This window comes from Pseudoalteromonas caenipelagi (assembly GCF_013140855.1).
Lineage (GTDB): Bacteria > Pseudomonadota > Gammaproteobacteria > Enterobacterales > Alteromonadaceae > Pseudoalteromonas > Pseudoalteromonas caenipelagi.
The window spans coordinates 109,824-126,731 of the sequence record NZ_JABBPG010000006.1 but is presented as its reverse complement, the minus strand read 5'-3'; the positions used below and the strand labels follow the sequence as shown (position 1 = coordinate 126,731).

At 37.4% G+C, this 16,908-nt stretch carries 17 protein-coding genes; all 17 read left to right on the top strand.

From position 1 onward, the window contains the following. The first annotated feature begins 7 nt into the window (after positions 1-7). The 17 genes from HG263_RS14650 (at position 8) to HG263_RS14570 (ending at position 16,893) form a co-directional block, all read left to right on the top strand. On the top strand, positions 8-895 hold the full coding sequence (locus HG263_RS14650; RefSeq protein WP_171626835.1) for a formyltransferase family protein: 888 nt from the start codon (positions 8-10) through the stop codon (positions 893-895). Then, the gene (locus HG263_RS14645) at positions 892-1,560 is read left to right on the top strand and encodes a PIG-L family deacetylase (RefSeq protein WP_171626834.1); all 669 of its coding nucleotides are present in this window, start codon (positions 892-894) and stop codon (positions 1,558-1,560) included. Before HG263_RS14650 ends, HG263_RS14645 begins: the two co-directional genes overlap by 4 nt. Further along, positions 1,560-2,630, top strand: coding sequence for an N-acetylneuraminate synthase (gene neuB, locus HG263_RS14640; protein ID WP_171626833.1), 1,071 nt, complete (start codon positions 1,560-1,562; stop codon positions 2,628-2,630). The genes HG263_RS14645 and neuB overlap by 1 nt, the downstream gene beginning before the upstream one ends. Next, positions 2,623-3,276, top strand: a complete 654-nt coding sequence (locus HG263_RS14635; RefSeq protein ID WP_171626832.1) for an acetyltransferase — start codon at positions 2,623-2,625, stop codon at positions 3,274-3,276. Before neuB ends, HG263_RS14635 begins: the two co-directional genes overlap by 8 nt. After that, a complete protein-coding gene (locus HG263_RS14630) occupies positions 3,233-4,327 on the top strand; it encodes a nucleotidyltransferase family protein (RefSeq protein ID WP_439331994.1) in 1,095 nt (364 codons plus the stop codon). The genes HG263_RS14635 and HG263_RS14630 overlap by 44 nt, the downstream gene beginning before the upstream one ends. Continuing rightward, positions 4,327-5,322, top strand: a complete 996-nt coding sequence (locus HG263_RS14625) for a Gfo/Idh/MocA family protein (RefSeq protein WP_171626831.1) — start codon at positions 4,327-4,329, stop codon at positions 5,320-5,322. Before HG263_RS14630 ends, HG263_RS14625 begins: the two co-directional genes overlap by 1 nt. Before the next feature lie 12 nt (positions 5,323-5,334). Continuing rightward, positions 5,335-6,033: an acylneuraminate cytidylyltransferase family protein gene (locus HG263_RS14620; protein WP_171626830.1), complete on the top strand. Its 699-nt coding sequence runs from the start codon at positions 5,335-5,337 to the stop codon at positions 6,031-6,033. Then, entirely contained in the window at positions 6,023-6,793 is a 771-nt protein-coding gene (locus HG263_RS14615; RefSeq protein ID WP_171626829.1) for an oxidoreductase, read from the top strand. Before HG263_RS14620 ends, HG263_RS14615 begins: the two co-directional genes overlap by 11 nt. A 154-nt stretch (positions 6,794-6,947) precedes the next feature. After that, a complete protein-coding gene (locus tag HG263_RS14610) occupies positions 6,948-8,288 on the top strand; it encodes a polysialyltransferase family glycosyltransferase (RefSeq protein ID WP_171626828.1) in 1,341 nt (446 codons plus the stop codon). Positions 8,289-8,385: 97 nt separating this feature from the next. Then, entirely contained in the window at positions 8,386-9,813 is a 1,428-nt protein-coding gene (locus tag HG263_RS14605) for a lipopolysaccharide biosynthesis protein (RefSeq protein WP_171626827.1), read from the top strand. Further along, entirely contained in the window at positions 9,810-10,814 is a 1,005-nt protein-coding gene (locus tag HG263_RS14600) for an N-acetylneuraminate synthase family protein (RefSeq protein WP_171626826.1), read from the top strand. Before HG263_RS14605 ends, HG263_RS14600 begins: the two co-directional genes overlap by 4 nt. After that, positions 10,811-11,965 (top strand): UDP-N-acetylglucosamine 2-epimerase, encoded by a 1,155-nt coding sequence (gene neuC, locus HG263_RS14595; RefSeq protein ID WP_171626825.1) that lies wholly within the window; start codon positions 10,811-10,813, stop codon positions 11,963-11,965. The genes HG263_RS14600 and neuC overlap by 4 nt, the downstream gene beginning before the upstream one ends. Positions 11,966-11,967: 2 nt before the next feature. After that, a complete protein-coding gene (locus tag HG263_RS14590; RefSeq protein WP_171626824.1) occupies positions 11,968-12,654 on the top strand; it encodes an acylneuraminate cytidylyltransferase family protein in 687 nt (228 codons plus the stop codon). Beyond that, positions 12,651-13,865 carry a glycosyltransferase family protein gene (locus HG263_RS14585; protein WP_171626823.1) on the top strand — a complete coding sequence of 405 codons (1,215 nt, stop codon included), beginning with the start codon at positions 12,651-12,653 and terminating at the stop codon, positions 13,863-13,865. The genes HG263_RS14590 and HG263_RS14585 overlap by 4 nt, the downstream gene beginning before the upstream one ends. A gap of 3 nt (positions 13,866-13,868) precedes the next feature. After that, complete coding sequence (locus HG263_RS14580) at positions 13,869-15,074, top strand: O-antigen ligase family protein (RefSeq protein WP_171626822.1); 1,206 nt, start codon at positions 13,869-13,871, stop codon at positions 15,072-15,074. A gap of 178 nt (positions 15,075-15,252) precedes the next feature. Further along, on the top strand, positions 15,253-16,071 hold the full coding sequence (locus tag HG263_RS14575; protein WP_171626821.1) for a glycosyltransferase: 819 nt from the start codon (positions 15,253-15,255) through the stop codon (positions 16,069-16,071). A 3-nt stretch (positions 16,072-16,074) separates the two neighbouring features. Then, on the top strand, positions 16,075-16,893 hold the full coding sequence (locus HG263_RS14570; RefSeq protein WP_171626820.1) for an NAD-dependent epimerase/dehydratase family protein: 819 nt from the start codon (positions 16,075-16,077) through the stop codon (positions 16,891-16,893). Positions 16,894-16,908: the final 15 nt, after the last annotated feature.

Sequence of the window (16,908 nt, the reverse complement as noted above, 5' to 3'; positions counted from 1 at the left end):
AGGCACCATGCGAGTTGGCTTTATTGGATGTGTTCACTCAAGCAGGATGGCACTAGAGACATTACTAAGTATTGAAGGTATTGAAGTATGTGCCGTAGTGACTAAAAAAAACTCAGCTGTGAATGCTGATTTTTGCGACTTGTCTTCTGTTTGCGGTGACAGAAATATACCCTTTCATTATGAAGATTCAAAAAATAAGACTGCATCTAAAGCATTTTTAAGCAACTTCGATTTGGATATTATTTATTGTGTTGGTTGGAGTTATTTGCTTGATGAAGAGTTATTAGCAATGCCTAAACAAGGCATTATTGGGTTCCACCCTGCAAAGCTACCGCAAAATAGAGGTCGCCATCCAATCATATGGGCATTGGCATTAGGACTGAGCGAGACTGCATCGACATTTTTTAAAATGGATAGCGGGGCTGATTCTGGTCCGATTATTAGTCAGGAGCCGATAAAGATTGATATGGATGAAAATGCACAGTCTTTATACGATAAAATTCTGCATACGGCACAACAACAAATCAAAGACTTTACAAAGAGTCTTTTGGAAGGCTCTGCCGTATTTGCTGAACAAGACCAGCAAAGTGCAACATATTGGCGGAAGCGCTCACGTAAAGATGGACTGATTGATTTTAGAATGTCGGCTGAGTCGATCCATAATCTGGTACGTGCTCTTGCACCTCCTTATCCATGCGCTGAGTTTTTATGCAAAGAAAATCTAGTGCAAGTACGCCGTTCAGAAATACTACAACAGACTGTTCCCGCAAATATCGAACCAGGAAAAGTACTGGAGAAAAGAGGGAATAGCATTTTGGTTAAGGCCGCTGGAACACAAGCTATTTGGCTTCATGACGCGGTTTTAGAGAATATAGATGTGGGAGATTATTTGTGAAAAGTGTTTTAGTTGTGGCTCCCCATGCAGATGATGAAACGTTGGGTTGTGGTGGCACAATATTAAAGTTAAGTGAGCAAGGTTATCAAGTTCATTGGCTCGTAGTGACGGGCATGACTAAAGAAGCAGGCTTTTCAGAAGCTCAAATTGCTAAAAGACAAGAAGAAATGCTTAAAGTAGCTCAGTGCTATAACTTTACCAATGTACACGAGCTTATGTTACCCCCAGCAAAGCTGGATGTGTTGGCTAAGGGTGATGTTATTGGACCTATCGCGCAGGTAGTGTCACAGGTGAAGCCTGAGATTGTGTTTACGCCGTATAGGAATGATGCACATAGTGACCATGAGATCGTCTATGATGCAGTTATGTCTGCGACCAAGTCATTTCGATACCCATTCGTAAAAAGAGTTTTAGCATATGAAACGATGTCAGAAACAGATTTTGGGCTAAAGCCTGAAAGTTGTGGCTTTAAAGCCACAACTTATGTGGATATTTCTGCATTCCTAGATGAAAAACTCAATATACTGGAAATATTTGAATCAGAAGTTGGGGAATTCCCATTCCCTAGGTCACGTTTGGCTCTTGAATCTCTTGCAAGAGTTAGGGGAGTTCAGTGCAACTCTGAAGCAGCTGAAGCGTTTATGCTAATTAAGGAGATAATATAATGACATTGATAATTGCTGAAGCTGGAGTAAATCATAATGGCAATGAAGAGCTAGCCTTTGCATTAGTTGATGCTGCGCATAAAGCGGGTGCTGATATCGTTAAGTTTCAAACTTTCAAAGCCAAAAATTTGGTGACGGAGTCAGCACAGCAAGCTGAGTATCAGGTAGCAAATACCGGTATCCAAGAGTCACAGTTTAGTATGCTTAAACGGTTAGAACTAAGCTATGAGGTACACCATCAATTGGTGGAGTACTGTAATAATCTTGGCATTGAGTTTTTATCTACTGCGTTTGATTCAGAAAGTTTAAACTTCTTAGTGAATGATTTAGGCTTAAAACGTTTGAAGTTACCATCAGGTGAGTTAACTAACGCTCCTTTGGTACTTGAACATGCCCGTACAGGTTGTGATTTAATAGTGTCAACGGGGATGGCAACATTGGCAGAAATTGAAGCTGCTTTAGGAATGATTGTGTTTGGCTACATGAATCAAGAGGACAGCCCTACAGATGAAAAAGTGCAGGCGGCATATTTTTCAGATGAAGGAAAAAAGCTTTTGAAAGAAAAAGTAATTGTACTTCATTGTACAACGGAATACCCAGCTCCTTTCGAAGATATAAACTTGAACGCAATGGATACTATTGCAAATAGCTTTAAACTTGCTGTGGGATATTCTGACCATAGTGAAGGTATTATTGTACCGATATCTGCAGTGGCAAAGGGTGCAGTGTTAATAGAAAAGCACTTCACGTTAGATAAGTCATTACCAGGGCCCGATCATAAAGCATCGTTAGACCCTGAGGAACTTGCGTCAATGGTGGGTGGTATTCGTACTGTTGAGAAAGTATTAGGTGATGGCATCAAAGGGCCTAGACCAACAGAAATAAAGAATAAAGTGGTCGCTAGAAAGAGCCTTGTTGCTGCAAAAGCAATTTCAGTTGGGGAAAGCTTTACCTCTAACAACTTAACGATCAAAAGGCCTGGTCACGGCATTGAGCCGTCAAAATACTGGAGCTATCTGGGCAAAGAAAGTAGTAAAGGGTACGAGGCTGGTGATTTAATCGATGAGTAAGATCAGTTACCTGATGTTAGGGGCTGGCGGGCATGCTGCTGTTCTTGCGGATATTCTGTATTCACAAGGAAAAGAGTTAGTTGGTGTCGTTGCCCCAGAAGTAGTTGCAGGGCATGGTATTTTTACAAGTGTTCGCCACTTTGATAGTGACGATGCGGTATTAGATTTTAATCCTAAAGACGTATTGCTAGTCAATGGTATCGGGGCGATGCCTAGGAAGTCATTGAGGCGTTTACTCTATAATCGCTATCGAGATTTGGGGTATTCATTTGCTACTATCGTTGCTGACTCAGCCATCGTATCAGAACATGCGGTGTTAGAAGCTGGAGCTCAAGTGATGCAAAGTGCGGTTATTAACATCGGCTCGAGAATAGGCGAAAACAGTATTGTTAATACGTCCGCAACAGTGGAGCATGATTGTGATATTGGTGAACATTGCCATATAGCACCGGGGGCTACGCTAAGCGGACAGGTGAAATTAGAAAAATATGTTCATGTTGCTACTGGTGCTAGCGTTATAAACAATGTGACGGTCGGCGTTGGGAGTATCATTGGAGTAGGTGCGAATGTAACGCAGTCTATTCCTTCTGGGAAAGTGGTATATGGAGCAAAAAATTTTTGCAAAGGACGAGATGATGAGTATTAAAAACTGGGAAAATATAATAATTAGACCTGATGACTCGCTCAAAACAGCACTTTCCGTCATTGATAAAGAAGCCCTACGTGTGGCTATTGTTGCTGAAAATGGAGTTATAAAGGGTGTGGTAACAGATGGAGATATAAGAAGGGCGATACTAAAAGGCACTGAACTATCATGTGTTGTTGAAGAGATTATGAACCGTAATCCTATTACAGCCAGCGCCTCATTAAGCAGTAATGAGCTACAGAAAATGATGAAGGAATCAGAAATCTTATCATTGCCTATCGTTGATGATGAAGGTCGAGTTGTTGGGCTTAAAACATTGTACGATACTTTCTTGGTTGAAAAACGAAATAACCCTGTTTTTATCATGGCAGGTGGTTTTGGTACTAGATTAAGACCTTTAACTGATAACTGTCCTAAGCCGATGCTGAAAGTTGGCGACAAACCAATATTAGAAGTCACAATACAAAACTTTATCAAAGCAGGCTTTTTAAATTTTTATATATCAACGCATTATATGCCAGAAATCATCGAACAGTACTTTGGTGATGGCTCCTCGTTAGGTGTAAATATCACTTACGTCCATGAGAGTGAGCCTTTAGGAACAGGTGGTGCGCTGGGGCTTCTACCAAAGGACTTACCTGAAAATCTACCCATTATTATGATTAATGGGGATATATTAACTAATGTTGATTATGAACGATTACTCGACTTTCATGAAACGAATGATGCTGATGCAACTATGTGCGTAAGAGAATACGACTATCAGATCCCTTACGGCGTTGTAAAAGGCAATGGAATGAAAGTGAGTGGTATAGAAGAAAAGCCAACTCAGCGCTATTTCATTAATGCTGGTATTTATGTTATTTCTCAAAAAATTGTAAGCTTAGTACCAAAAAACTACCGTGTTGACATGCCAAGTTTATTGGAGATGTATTTTAATGGTGAGGGGCGAGTGCTTATGTTCCCTATCCATGAGTATTGGCTTGATATTGGACGAATGGATGATTTTCGTCGAGCACAGTCTGATATTCAAACTTTAGGTCTAGACTAATGGATAGAGTCGCAGTTATCGGGTTTGGTAATATAGCAACTCGCCACCGTAGAAATCTCAGGTCATTTTTTCCAAAAGCAGTTATCTACGCAATGTCATCAAGCGGTCGTAAGCCTGAAGCTGTACCCGCTGATGTCGATTATATCGTTGAGTCAGTTTCAGAGCTCATCGAATTAAAAGTTGAGCTTATAATTATAGCTTCGCCTGCTCCCTTTCATAGCTCTCACGCGATACCACTGATCCAAGCAGGTATTCCTGTACTAATTGAAAAGCCAGTTTGTACCAATGAACAAGATACGCAAGAGCTAGAAAGCGCGATAGCAAACTTTAGTACACCAGTTGCTGTTGGGTACTGTATCAGATATTTGTCATCTGCGAGGAAAATGAAGGAATATATCCTATCAGGTATGTTTGGTAAAATTTATCATTGTTCAATAGATATGGGTCAGTATTTACCAGATTGGCGTCCGCATAAAGACTACCGAGAAACGGTATCTGCACAGAGTAAATTAGGAGGTGGCGTACTGTTAGAGCTCAGTCATGAATTGGATTATGCTCAGTGGATATTTGGCGAACTAGATTTGCAGTACGCATTGCTTAAAAATTCTGGAGAGCTTGAGATTGATGTAGAGGATAGTGCTGATCTTCTTTTTCTAGCAAAACATGGAGTATGTTTGAATGTTCATTTAGATTTCTTACAGCAAAAAGTAAGCCGTAGATGCAAAATTATCTCCCACGCGGGAGTTGTTGATTGGGATCTAGTCGCGAATGAAATTAGAATATGTACAAATGGAAGTGAGAAGTTACTATTTAGCGATCCCTCTTGGGAACCAAATCAAATGTACTTAGATATGCTAACTGATTTTCTATCTCTAATTAATGGAGATGATAGTCAAGCTGTTAGCGTTTCTGAAGCTTCAAAAACGGTCGCTTTAATAGAAAATGCTAAATCTAAGTTTCCAATAAAAAAAGTTATTAGAGCTGGTGTACAGTAAAATGGAGCTTCAATGAAAAGCTATGCATTTATCTTTGCTCGAGGTGGTTCGAAAGGATTACCGGGAAAAAATATTCGACCATTATTAGGAAAACCATTATTAAAATATTCTATAGATACGGCTCTTTCTGCGCCTTCTATTGATCGTGTGTTCGTCTCTACCGATGACGAAGCTATTGCAGCAGTTGCTTTGTCTGCAGGCGCCGAAGTTATTGAGAGACCAAGTGAGCTTGCTTCTGATAGCAGCCCTGAATGGCTATCTTGGAGGCATGCCATTGACTGGGTTACAGAACGGTATGGTAGGATTGATACGCTAGTAAGTTTGCCTGCAACTAGCCCTTTGAGAGCTGTCGATGATGTTGAAAGAGCAATTGCTAAACTTAACGATACATCTGCAGACATTTGTATCTCGGTAACACCAGCTAATAGAAGCCCATTTTTTAACATGGTAAAAAATAATCTAGAAGGGTTTGTTGAGCTTGTGAACAAGCCACCAAGGAATATCGCGAGAAGGCAAGATGCCCCTGAAGTTTTTGATATTACGACCGTCGTTTATGTCGCAAAACCTGATTTTATAAAAGAAAATACGGGTATTTTTGACGGCAAAGTTACATCTGTAACTGTCCCTAGAGAAAGAGCTGTTGATATAGATGATATCTATGACTTTTTATTAGCGGAAAGCATCTTACGAGGGGAAGCAAATGTCTTATAACTTAGAACATAAATTTATATTAGTACTAGGTGGCGGTGGATTGTTGGGAGGTGCCATAATCTCTGCTGCGCTAAAGAAAGGGGCTAGTGTTATAGCCGCCGATATCGATGTTGACAAAATGGCGGAGCGGCTAGAAAAGCAATGGAGCCTTAAGGAGAGCGCCAAGTTAAGTTTAATGAGTTTAGACGTTACGAATGAAAAGCAAGTTAAAGAGCTATTCTCCAGTGATATCAAGCTTGATGGAATTGTGAATGCAACATACCCACGTAATAGTGAATATGGTAAGAACGTACTAGATGTCACTTTATCTGGGTTTAATGACAACTTATCATTGCATTTGGGCAGCTCTTTTCTTGTCATGCAACAAAGTGCAATATACTTCCAGAAGCACAAATCTCCACTTTCTGTAGTCAATATTTCTTCCATTTATGGCTTGATTGCCCCCAAATTTGAGGTTTATGCAAATACCTCAATGACCATGCCAGTCGAATATGCCGCGATAAAGTCTGCGATATTACACCTCAGCAAATACTTTGTTTCATATATAAAAGACAGTCGCTTTAGGAGCAACTGCGTGAGTCCTGGAGGGATCTTTGACAAACAGCCTGACAACTTTTTAAATGCTTATAAAGCTCAAACATGCGGAGCTGGTATGTTGGACGTAGAGCAAATTACTGGCGGGGTTTTATTTTTAATCTCCGATGATGCTAAATATGTGACGGGGCAAAATATCGTCGTTGACGATGGCTTCAGCTTATGAAGTAAGAGCTTAATTCGTTAGACACGCTATAATTAAATGACGTGTTATTAAAACAGAACTGCGGCTTTATACTGATTCAGAAATCAATTAGACCTAGAATGGACTGCCTAAGAATGACGTTGAAAACTTTTGTTTTGAATTTGGTACAGGTTTTATGAATAAAAAAAATGTGTTAGTGATTCCTAGCCATGATGCATCCTTGGTTGAGTATGTGAGGCTATTTAAACGGTTGAATGGAGAGCTCAACCCCATTTTTTATATCACTTATCACAGTAAAAAATTAGTGGAATTGTTAAATACACATTGGCATGTCATTAACGATGTTTCTCACCCTTTGAATACCACTAATAAAAATAGCTGGGTAGCTAATTTACTCAAGTATTTTTTTGATAATACGACGTTAGGTTGCTATTTGCAAAGTGATCTACTTTTGTCTCGTTTAGCGAATAAAGCAAAGAATAGGGTACTTGATAATGCAGAAAAATTAACAAGCCTAATGGTTGCAGAGAATATCACTGATTTAGTGATTTCAAGTGATCGATCTTCAGGTATAGAAGCGGCAGCATGCTATGCGGCAAAAAAGCTTGATGTGAAAATAATCATTCCAGCTTTTGCGTATTCTGCGACTTATGAATCTAGTTACAAATTAAGAACAATGAAGATCTATCATGCTAAATATAGCCAAGTGCCCCAAAATATAAAACGTTGTGCTATTTACGGTGACAAAGGGTTTTATCGCCCATTTGAAAGCCTAATGTTACATGAGCTTGGTATTCATCCAGAGAATCCATGGGTGTTGGGTGGAGGCGTCGCAGACAGTGTTTTATTGGATAGTAAAAGGGAAAAAAGCAGACTTGCATCATATGGTGGTGTAGAAACTAAATATCAAGTTACAGGAACTGCTGCACAAGATGAAGTACTTCATTGCTACAACAATAAAGCAAGTATAAAGAAAACGTTGCTGAACAATGCAAACTTCAGTACAGACAGACCAATTCTGATAATCTCTTTACCACAATACTTCGAACATAAGTTAATGGGAAAGGAGCAACATATTGAAATTTTTAAAGATTTGTTTGAAAAATTAGCAGTTTTAAATTATTCAATTTTCGTTTCTCTTCACCCAAAATCAGATAGGGATGATTATCAATGGATTAATGAGTGCTCCCCGAACATTAAAATAATAGATTGTTCTTTGACAAACATAATAGCTATCGCGGATATCTTTATGGGGACATATACATCAACGATGTGCTGGGCGCTTATGTGTCATGTTGAATGTGTGATAGTTGATCACCCTAACTTAAATTATCAAGATTTTTTGAGCGAGTTTGATATTCCTGTTTGTAAAAGTAATGAAGAAATAATCAAATTCTTAACTGGCCCTAAACAAAGCAGAGGTTGTAACTTCGAGAGTATAGAGCAGCTGGGAGAGTTTGATGGCAAATCTTCAGTGAGAATTTTTCAAGCATTCAATAATTCAACACTTGAATAATTATAGGAAATGTTTTCTGAATCTAGTTTTCTACTAAGGCAAATAACGCTCAATATAGAGTTGTATTGCTCCGCAATTAACTGACTAGGATTAGTGAATGAAAATGATAAAAAACCTATTGAGTTTTTCTGTCGTTGGTTTACTCCCGTATTTTATTAACTTTATTACTTTACCTTTATATAGTGAGTATATATCCGCAGAACAATTTGGAATTATTGGGCTTATGATGTCGGGAGTGATCATAGCGACATCTTGGACAGGGTTTCAGTTTTCCAGTGCCATTTCCAGGTACTTTTTTGATTATGAAGCAGATGAACTAAAGTCTTTTACTTCAACCGTGATTTTTTTAACTCTTGGTTGCTCATCTTTTTTCTGTCTTATTTATGCTTTTTTAATTAGCCAAGGTTACTTTTCTAATATATTTAATGGTATTAGCACTCAAGTACTATATATTGGTGTGTTTCTCATTTTTTTGTCTATCTTAAATACGGTTTTTGAGCGTCTGTTGATCAATGAACAGAAAGGTTCCCTAATCTTAATGAGAAGTATAGTTGCGCAAGGTTTATCTGTTTTTGTCGGTGTTATTCTTATCTTATATTTCGGCATGTCTTATATGGGGTTTCTGATATCAAGCGTAGTCTATTACTCCGCTATGGTGTTATTTTCATTAAGACACTGCCGGCATTACTTGGCAGATTCTTTTAATTTCAACTATGCAGATATGGCAGTAAAGTATTCGTTTCCTTTGATTTTTCATTCTGTTGGTGGCGTATTATTTATGTATAGTACGACCTTTTTTATTGAAAGTTTTTTAACTCTTTCAATGGTTGGGTTGTTTTTTATTGTTGATAAATTTACTCAAATCATAAAAGCTATAGTTAATTCTATTAATAATATTCTTATGCCAATTTATAATAAAAGTTCTGTGACTAAAAATAAGGGAGGGGCTGAGTTTTTCGAAAAAACACTACCTGTTTGGTATTTTTTTGTTAACTTACTTATAGTTAATTTTGCTGTTGTTGCACAGTCATTCATGGTTGAATTTATGGGAAGTGAGTATAAAGATTTACTTGTCGTCATTTTAATAATGTCAATGGCATATCTATTTCGAGGGTTGTATTGTTTTTGTATGGCTCCGATATTTTTCTATAAAAAAACTATGATAGTTCCCAAAGTGACGCTTGTGACTGGTATATTATCACTCCTTGTAAACTATGTATTTGTCTCAAAATTTGGGTTTGTCGGTGCAGCCATTGCCGTCTTCAGCGTTTTTCTTATTAATTTTTTACTATCGCTTTTTGAATCAAAAAAGGTTGAAGTGATTAATTTTCGTTTCGGATCCTTGCTATTGATGACATGCGTGATTTTATTATTCAACCTGCCAGCACTATTTGTGTTAGATGCCGGGTTTATAATTGTTTTTATGACAAGCATTGCGCAATGTTTGGCAGCAGTTTCTATCGTCTATAAATTTAATTTGTTTCATGTAAGGGAGAGCTTTGACTCTTTAAGGTTATATAAATGAATAAGGTTTTTACAATTGCAGAAGTCGGACAAGCTCACGATGGCAGTTTAGGGATATTGCACTCATATATCGATGCCGTTGCTGAAACAGGCGTAGATGCAATTAAGTTTCAAACGCATATTGCTGAAGCTGAAAGCAGTGAATTTGAGAAATTTAGGGTGAATTTTTCTTACGTTGACAAGACAAGGCAAGATTATTGGGCAAGAATGTCTTTCACCAAAGAACAGTGGAAGGGCATAAAACAGCATTGTGATGATGTTGGGCTTGAATTTGTTAGCAGCCCTTTTTCTATCAGTGCTGTGGAATTACTAGAAGAGCTTGGTGTTCAGAAGTATAAATTTGGTTCTGGTGAAATATCAAATATGCTCATGTTAGAAAAAGTTTGTAAAACGGGTAAAGACATCATTTTGTCTAGTGGCATGAGTTGTTTCAATGAGTTAGATAGAGCAGTTAGCTTTGTCCAAGAACATGGAAATAAATTGACGCTTTTGCAATGTACCACGCGGTACCCTACTCAGCCAGAGGATGTTGGTTTAAATGTTATTAGCGAGATGAAGCAACGTTACGGGGTTGACGTTGGCCTATCTGACCACTCGGGCACGATTTTTCCAGCTCTGGCTGCCGTTAGTTTAGGTGCCTCTATGCTTGAAGCACATGTGGTTTTTGACAAAAGAATGTTTGGTCCAGACTCGACTTCGTCATTAACAATTGATGAGTTTGAAATGCTCATGCAGGGGGTGCGTGATATTTCTAAAATGTTGTCAAATCCAATTGATAAAAATGATATTTCAGAAAAACAAGAACTTAAAAAAATGTTTGGTAAATCTCTGGCGGTTAGGAAAGCTTTACCTGAGGGGCATGTACTCACTATTGATGATTTGGAAACCAAAAAGCCGGCAGGGTATGGAATTTCCGCGTCAGATTTTAAAACCGTGTTAGGAAAGGTACTGAATAAAAATATGAATCAATGGGCATTTTTAACGAAGGATGACGTGATATGAAAAAGATAAAGGTGTGCGTTGTAGTTGCAAGCCGCGCTAACTATGGTCGAGTCAAGTTTTTGTTAAAAGCGTTGCAAGAGCACACTGAAATTGAGTTACAAATATTAGTTGGTGCATCTTTGCTTTTAGAGCGCTTTGGCAAAGCTATTAATGTCATGAAACAAGACGGCTTTGAACCAAATAAAGCAATTTACTATACAGTGGAAGGTGAAACATTAATTACTCAAGCTAAATCAACGGGAATGGGAGTGATAGAATTAGCAACCGCATTTGGTGAGTTGGCACCCGATTATGTTGTAACTATCGCCGATAGGTATGAAACTATGGCGACGGCGATCTCAGCAACATACATGAATATTCCTCTAATTCACCTGCAAGGAGGTGAAGTTAGCGGGAACATTGACGATAGAGTTAGACATGCAATCACCAAATTAGCGGATTTTCATTTCGTAGCAACTGAAAAAAGTAGAGAGCGAGTAATTAAAATGGGGGAGAAGGAATCTTCTGTTTTTAATCTTGGATGCCCTGCAATGGATGTTATTGCAAATTGTGATAAATCTATCTCGAATGAACATATGAAAAAATATGGCGGAGTAGGTTCAGAGGTCGACTGGAATAAGCCATATATTCTTATGATTCAACATCCCGTAACAACTAGCTACGGTGAAGGGTTTACTCAAGTAGAGAATACTCTGAATGCTTTATATCGGATCGAGCATATCCAAAAGGTTGTACTTTGGCCAAATGCAGATGCAGGGGGCGAGGATGTCGCAAAAGGGATAAGAACTTTTCGAGAACATCATATGTCGGATAACTTCCACTTCTATAAAAATTTCTCCGCAGAAGACTTCATCCGTGTATTAAATAACGCGACATGTGCTGTTGGTAACTCATCTTCTTTTCTGCGTGAAGGTGAATTTTTGGGGGTTCCGGCTGTAGTTGTTGGAGACAGACAAAATTTAAGAGAATGCGGCAGTAATGTAATTTTCACAGGATATGATGAGGAGGCTATTTTTAATGGTTTAAATAAGCAGATAGAACATGGAAAATATCCTCAAGGGAGAGTTTTCGGTAATGGTGATGCAGGAAAAAGAATTGCAGAGATTATTCCTTCGTTAAAACCTAACTTATTAAAACCACTTACGTATTGATTATGAATATAGCAATTATACCAGCAAGGTCTGGTTCCAAAGGGTTCAGAGATAAAAACATTGCGCGTCTCAATGGAAAGACTCTCATCGAATACGCTATTGCCAGTGCTATGTCCGCCAAAAAAATAGAACGGGTTGTTATTTCAACAGATTCAGCATCGTACGAAAAAATTGCCGTTGATGCAGGAGCAGAAAGTTTTGGGCTTAGGTCTAAATCGTTATCTGGAGATAATTCAAAAACTGTAGATGTTGTGACTAATTTACTTTGTCAAGAACAGTTTGCTAATGTCGAAAATATTGTGTTGCTCCAACCTACCTCCCCACTAAGGACGGGAAAAGAAATTGATGAATGTCTGTCTATTGCTAATATGACGGGGGAGTCGGTCGTATCGGTTGCTCGGGTGGATGATCCTCACCCTTTTAAAATGAAAAAAATAGTTAATGGTGCCTTGCAGGCATTTATTGATGGGACAACATCAGAAGTTAATCGACAAAGCTTGCAAGAGGCATACGCACTTACGGGAGCTATCTACGTTACAAAAAAAGAACACCTACTTAATGAAAAATCTTTTTTCTCAAATAAAACAGTTCCTTATGTGGTTGAACGCTTTGTGAATATAGACTCGGAAGAAGATTTTGAATATCTGAAGTTTTTGGTGGAAAGAAATAAAGTGAGGTTACCACTGTGATTCAGGTTGATTTTCTTTTTTTGGTTGAACATGAAGACCGAGAAATGTCTTCTGTTAAACGATTGAAAAGTGAGTTGGAGATGAAAGGGTGTAGTTGCATCATATTGTCTACGGAATTTCATGCTCACTTGTTTAATCAATTTAATGCAAGAAATATTGTGTTTCCTTACGCTATTGATGATGCAACTTGGCCTATTAGGGCTTTTAAACGGCAAAAGTTTAAAAAATGTAACTTTATCAGCTTAAATTGGGAGCAACTTTTAAGCAAGTCTAATCAAGACTTTAAAAAGCCCAAGTCGCGGTTCATCCAGGAGCATTTTTATCACTTAGCATGGGAAGATAACTTTAAAGAGTTTCTCAAGGATAGTGGTTCTAAAAGTGACAACATACGTGTGATAGGAAACCCCTTACATGAATTACTGATGGAAGATTTATATAACTCATCATTGTATGACGGTAAATTACGTGCTGAGTTTGGAATTGAAAAAAGCTCTGAGCTGTATTTTTTTCCAATGAACTATGGCTGGGCATTTTTTAGTGATGACAAAATTAAAGCCAAAATCGCAATGGGGTATGACTCTGAGGTCGCATACGAGTATAGGGACTACGCGTTACGTTGTTTGAATGCATTTACATATTTCATAACTAAACTGTGTGCTTTATACCCTAAGAGCACATTTGTTGTTCGACCCCACCCGTCAATTTCAGTAGAGCAATATGTTGAGAAATTTACCGTTAACGGACTAACAATCCCTGTGAATATGGTGCTGACAAAGAGATACACAATTAAAGAATGGATTGCAATCTCTCAGGTTGTTGGCAGCTCATGGAGTACGTCCGTATGGGATGCCCAAAAAGTTGGTAAAAAAGGGTTCCTGTTTACTCCGTTTGAAAGGCCTGATTGGCTAGACACATTTTGGAATAAGTTGGTCATAAATATTAGTGAGCCTGAAGATTTTGAAATGGTCCTCAATAGTGAGGGTGGTGATGTTTCTGACGTTGGGAAAATCACCCTCTCGATCTCATCTTGGCTATATGATATCCACTCGAGTCATCTATATGAGAAAGAAATTAAATCGGATATATATTCTGAAATAATTAATTTTAGTTATAGAGCTAGAGCTAAGTTCCGGGTGTTTAGCATGAATAGGTTAAACGGAATGGGAGTAGGGAAAGGCCTACAACGAGATTACTTCTTTCCTGTAGAGTAATATATGGAAACATCACTTGAGAAAAAGCTTACTCATCTTGGCTTATTAATTATCACGCTTATTTACTTCAGAACAACAATAGGTGTGATTTTAGGTAGTGTGGTAGCAGATTTAGTAATTGTTTCTACTATTATACTACTACCTGCATTTATATTTTTGATTTTTAGAAGGCAAGTTTATGGCCATAGAAAAACAGTCTTCTTTTATATAGTTTATTGTTTTCTGGCGTTTCTTATTACTCCGTTGAGTTCTGAATATGGCAGCTATTTTGGTGGGTTTATTGGTCTCACCAATTTGGTCTTTCTTGTAGTCTTTTGGCTCGTTTTGCTTAGCTATAGAAATATGGAGGATAATATTCAAAAGTTTGCAGGGCTTTTCCTTATAATAGGAGGGGTGAATGCTGTTGGTGCTATTATACAGTCAACTATTTCTATAGACCTATTTGGCTTAGTGAGTCACGGTGTTTATACCAATGAACAGGTTTTAGCAAATGAAAACGTAAATGTTCGAGCTGTTTCATTTATATCATCTCCACAATCCTTGGCGCTTTTTTTATCTTTTTGCCTTTGCTTGAGCTTTAGTTATGACTGGAGGAGGCAAAGCTTAAAATATTTTACAAGAGGTCTTCTTTTCTTTGCTGGTGTGTTGACTGTAAGTAAAGTGTTCTTCGTTTTTATTTTCTTTTACATTTTATTTTCTTATTTGTCACCAAGAAAAATAATAAAGCTATTTTTTAGTGTGGTTTTATTTTTTACTATCTTGCTTTTTTTTAAAGAGCATTTAGGTCGAGTGTTTGAAATGATCAATATTTTAGAGAATATAGAGTCATATTCTGCGTTCATTATATGGTCAGATTCATTTAAGTATGCAATTCAATTCCCAGAAGTCATTTTTGGACATGGGGTGGGCGTTTTTTCTCGAGGCTCTCAGAGCCTATTAAACTATCAGTTGCTCTATGGTTCAACAGAGAGCTTTTTCATTCAGGTGTTAGCTGAAATTGGCATCATAGGTTTGGTTTTTTTGCTTTCTTTAACTTTTAGTGCAGTTAAAAAATACTATGCTTATGATCGGAGGTTAATGGGGCTGTTAAGTGCATTTTTTATTGTTGGATTTTTTACCCCAGCTCTTTATGGTTACACAATTGGAATGTCTTTTTATTTTACTTTACTTTTGCCTTTAGTTTCAAAAAGAACCAATATCGAAAAGTAAGAATTTAACTATCATTGAGGTCAAAATGCTGTTTTCAGTATTATGGATAAAGTAACATTTTTAATATGAGACAGCATGATTTTACTGACAAGTTTAAGCACTTACAAAAGAGTTTGCAGGTATTCTTTAAAAGCAGTGGCTTCTTGGTTTTGAACTTTTATAGCATGGGGAGTGAAACATGTTTTCGGTTTTAATGAGCGTTTATAAGAATGATGAGATCTTTTTCTTTAGAGATGCTGTGGAAAGTGTAGTAAAGCAAACTATTTTACCTGAAGAATTTGTTTTAGTGTGCGATGGCCCTTTGAACCAAAATTACTTTTCAGAGATCGAAGCTATTGGTAGTAAGTTGTCAAGCATGAATGTTAAATTTGTACTTGTTAAACTGGAATGTAATGTTGGGTTAGGATTAGCTTTAAGAGAGGGGATTAAACATTGTTCTCAAAAATATATTATTAGAATGGATAGTGATGATATATCAAGACCTACTAGGATAGAAAAAACTCTAAAATTTATCAAAGAAAATCCTGATGTTGATGTTTTTGGGTCGAGCATAGAGGAATTTTACTCTGTGCCGGGGGATTTAAAGCGCTACAGAGAAGTCCCTATATCTAAGGATGAAATAATTCGTTACGGTAAAAATAGAAACCCGATGAATCACGTTACGGTATGCATGCGCAAAGAATCAATTCTAGCAGTTGGTAATTATGAGTCTGTATTATTTCACGAAGACTATTACCTCTGGGTTAAGTTAATTATGGCAAACTTAAATATGGCCAATGTGCATGATGTTTTCGTTGACGTGAGAGTTGGAAATGATCTTATCGGACGTCGAAAAGGGTTTGATTATCTAAAGCTTGAGTTTGCTTTTGCTAAAAAATGTAAGGAGATTTTATACTTTAACTTCTTTGATTTTTGTAGATATCTTTTACCCAGGATTTTTTTAAGGTTATTACCAAGAAAAATACTTAGCGTAATATATAAAAAAATGAGAAGTTAATTAATGGGAAAACAAGTAGCCGTAACTGGAAAAACGGGTTTTATAGGTAGTCACCTTCCAGAAGATTTTAGAGCAGTGGATTTGAGGAAGCCAGAAAATGATTGGAACTTTTTTGGTTGCGAAACATTAATACACTTAGTGGGTGCTTCACACAGAGTGTTTACAGAAAGTGAGTATAAGTTCATAAATGTTGATTTAACTAAAAATGTTGCTAGGAATGCTATTGCTTCAGGTGTTAAAAGGATAGTATATATCAGCTCAATGAATGTAACTTGGGCAGAGGCTGGTATCTTACCTAATGATATCGCTACGAAAACAAAGAAAGAAGCAGAAGATAGCTTACTAGAACTTTGTAATGCAAATAATGTAAACCTATTTATTATTCGTGCACCTCTCGTGTATGGTAAAGGGGCACCAGGTAACTTTGCATCACTTATGAGAATAGCCTCTAAGAATTTACCACTCCCTTTAGGTTCTATAAATAATAAGCGTAGCTTTGTTAGTGTAGATAATTTAATTGATTTGATTATTTTATGTGTTGAATGTCAGGAATCGTCAGCCTCAATTTTTTATGTAAGTGATGATCAGGATGTTTCTACAACTGAATTTCTAAGTGAGCTGATCTCTTCCGCTGGTAATACACCAAGATTAATTCCATTTCCCGTATCATTGCTGCTGTTTTTTGCTCGCTTGGTTGGTAAGAAATCTGAAGTAGAGCGGCTTTCTAAATCACTTACGGTTGATATTGAACATACAAAGAAAACTTTAAATTGGGTGCCTCCAATAACTTTAGACGAAGGTATTCGTCGTTGCTTCAAATAACTTATATAAATAAAA

Excerpts from the sequence above, each read along its gene's own strand:
- HG263_RS14650 (WP_171626835.1), top strand. The coding sequence starts at position 8 with ATGCGAGTTGGCTTTATTGGATGTGTTCACTCAAGCAGGATGGCACTA.
- neuB (WP_171626833.1), top strand. The coding sequence starts at position 1,560 with ATGACATTGATAATTGCTGAAGCTGGAGTAAATCATAATGGCAATGAA.
- HG263_RS14635 (WP_171626832.1), top strand. The coding sequence starts at position 2,623 with ATGAGTAAGATCAGTTACCTGATGTTAGGGGCTGGCGGGCATGCTGCT.
- HG263_RS14630 (WP_439331994.1), top strand. The coding sequence starts at position 3,233 with ATGGAGCAAAAAATTTTTGCAAAGGACGAGATGATGAGTATTAAAAAC.
- HG263_RS14625 (WP_171626831.1), top strand. The coding sequence starts at position 4,327 with ATGGATAGAGTCGCAGTTATCGGGTTTGGTAATATAGCAACTCGCCAC.
- HG263_RS14620 (WP_171626830.1), top strand. The coding sequence starts at position 5,335 with ATGAAAAGCTATGCATTTATCTTTGCTCGAGGTGGTTCGAAAGGATTA.
- HG263_RS14615 (WP_171626829.1), top strand. The coding sequence starts at position 6,023 with ATGTCTTATAACTTAGAACATAAATTTATATTAGTACTAGGTGGCGGT.
- HG263_RS14610 (WP_171626828.1), top strand. The coding sequence starts at position 6,948 with ATGAATAAAAAAAATGTGTTAGTGATTCCTAGCCATGATGCATCCTTG.
- HG263_RS14605 (WP_171626827.1), top strand. The coding sequence starts at position 8,386 with ATGAAAATGATAAAAAACCTATTGAGTTTTTCTGTCGTTGGTTTACTC.
- HG263_RS14600 (WP_171626826.1), top strand. The coding sequence starts at position 9,810 with ATGAATAAGGTTTTTACAATTGCAGAAGTCGGACAAGCTCACGATGGC.
- neuC (WP_171626825.1), top strand. The coding sequence starts at position 10,811 with ATGAAAAAGATAAAGGTGTGCGTTGTAGTTGCAAGCCGCGCTAACTAT.
- HG263_RS14590 (WP_171626824.1), top strand. The coding sequence starts at position 11,968 with ATGAATATAGCAATTATACCAGCAAGGTCTGGTTCCAAAGGGTTCAGA.
- HG263_RS14580 (WP_171626822.1), top strand. The coding sequence starts at position 13,869 with ATGGAAACATCACTTGAGAAAAAGCTTACTCATCTTGGCTTATTAATT.
- HG263_RS14575 (WP_171626821.1), top strand. The coding sequence starts at position 15,253 with ATGTTTTCGGTTTTAATGAGCGTTTATAAGAATGATGAGATCTTTTTC.
- HG263_RS14570 (WP_171626820.1), top strand. The coding sequence starts at position 16,075 with ATGGGAAAACAAGTAGCCGTAACTGGAAAAACGGGTTTTATAGGTAGT.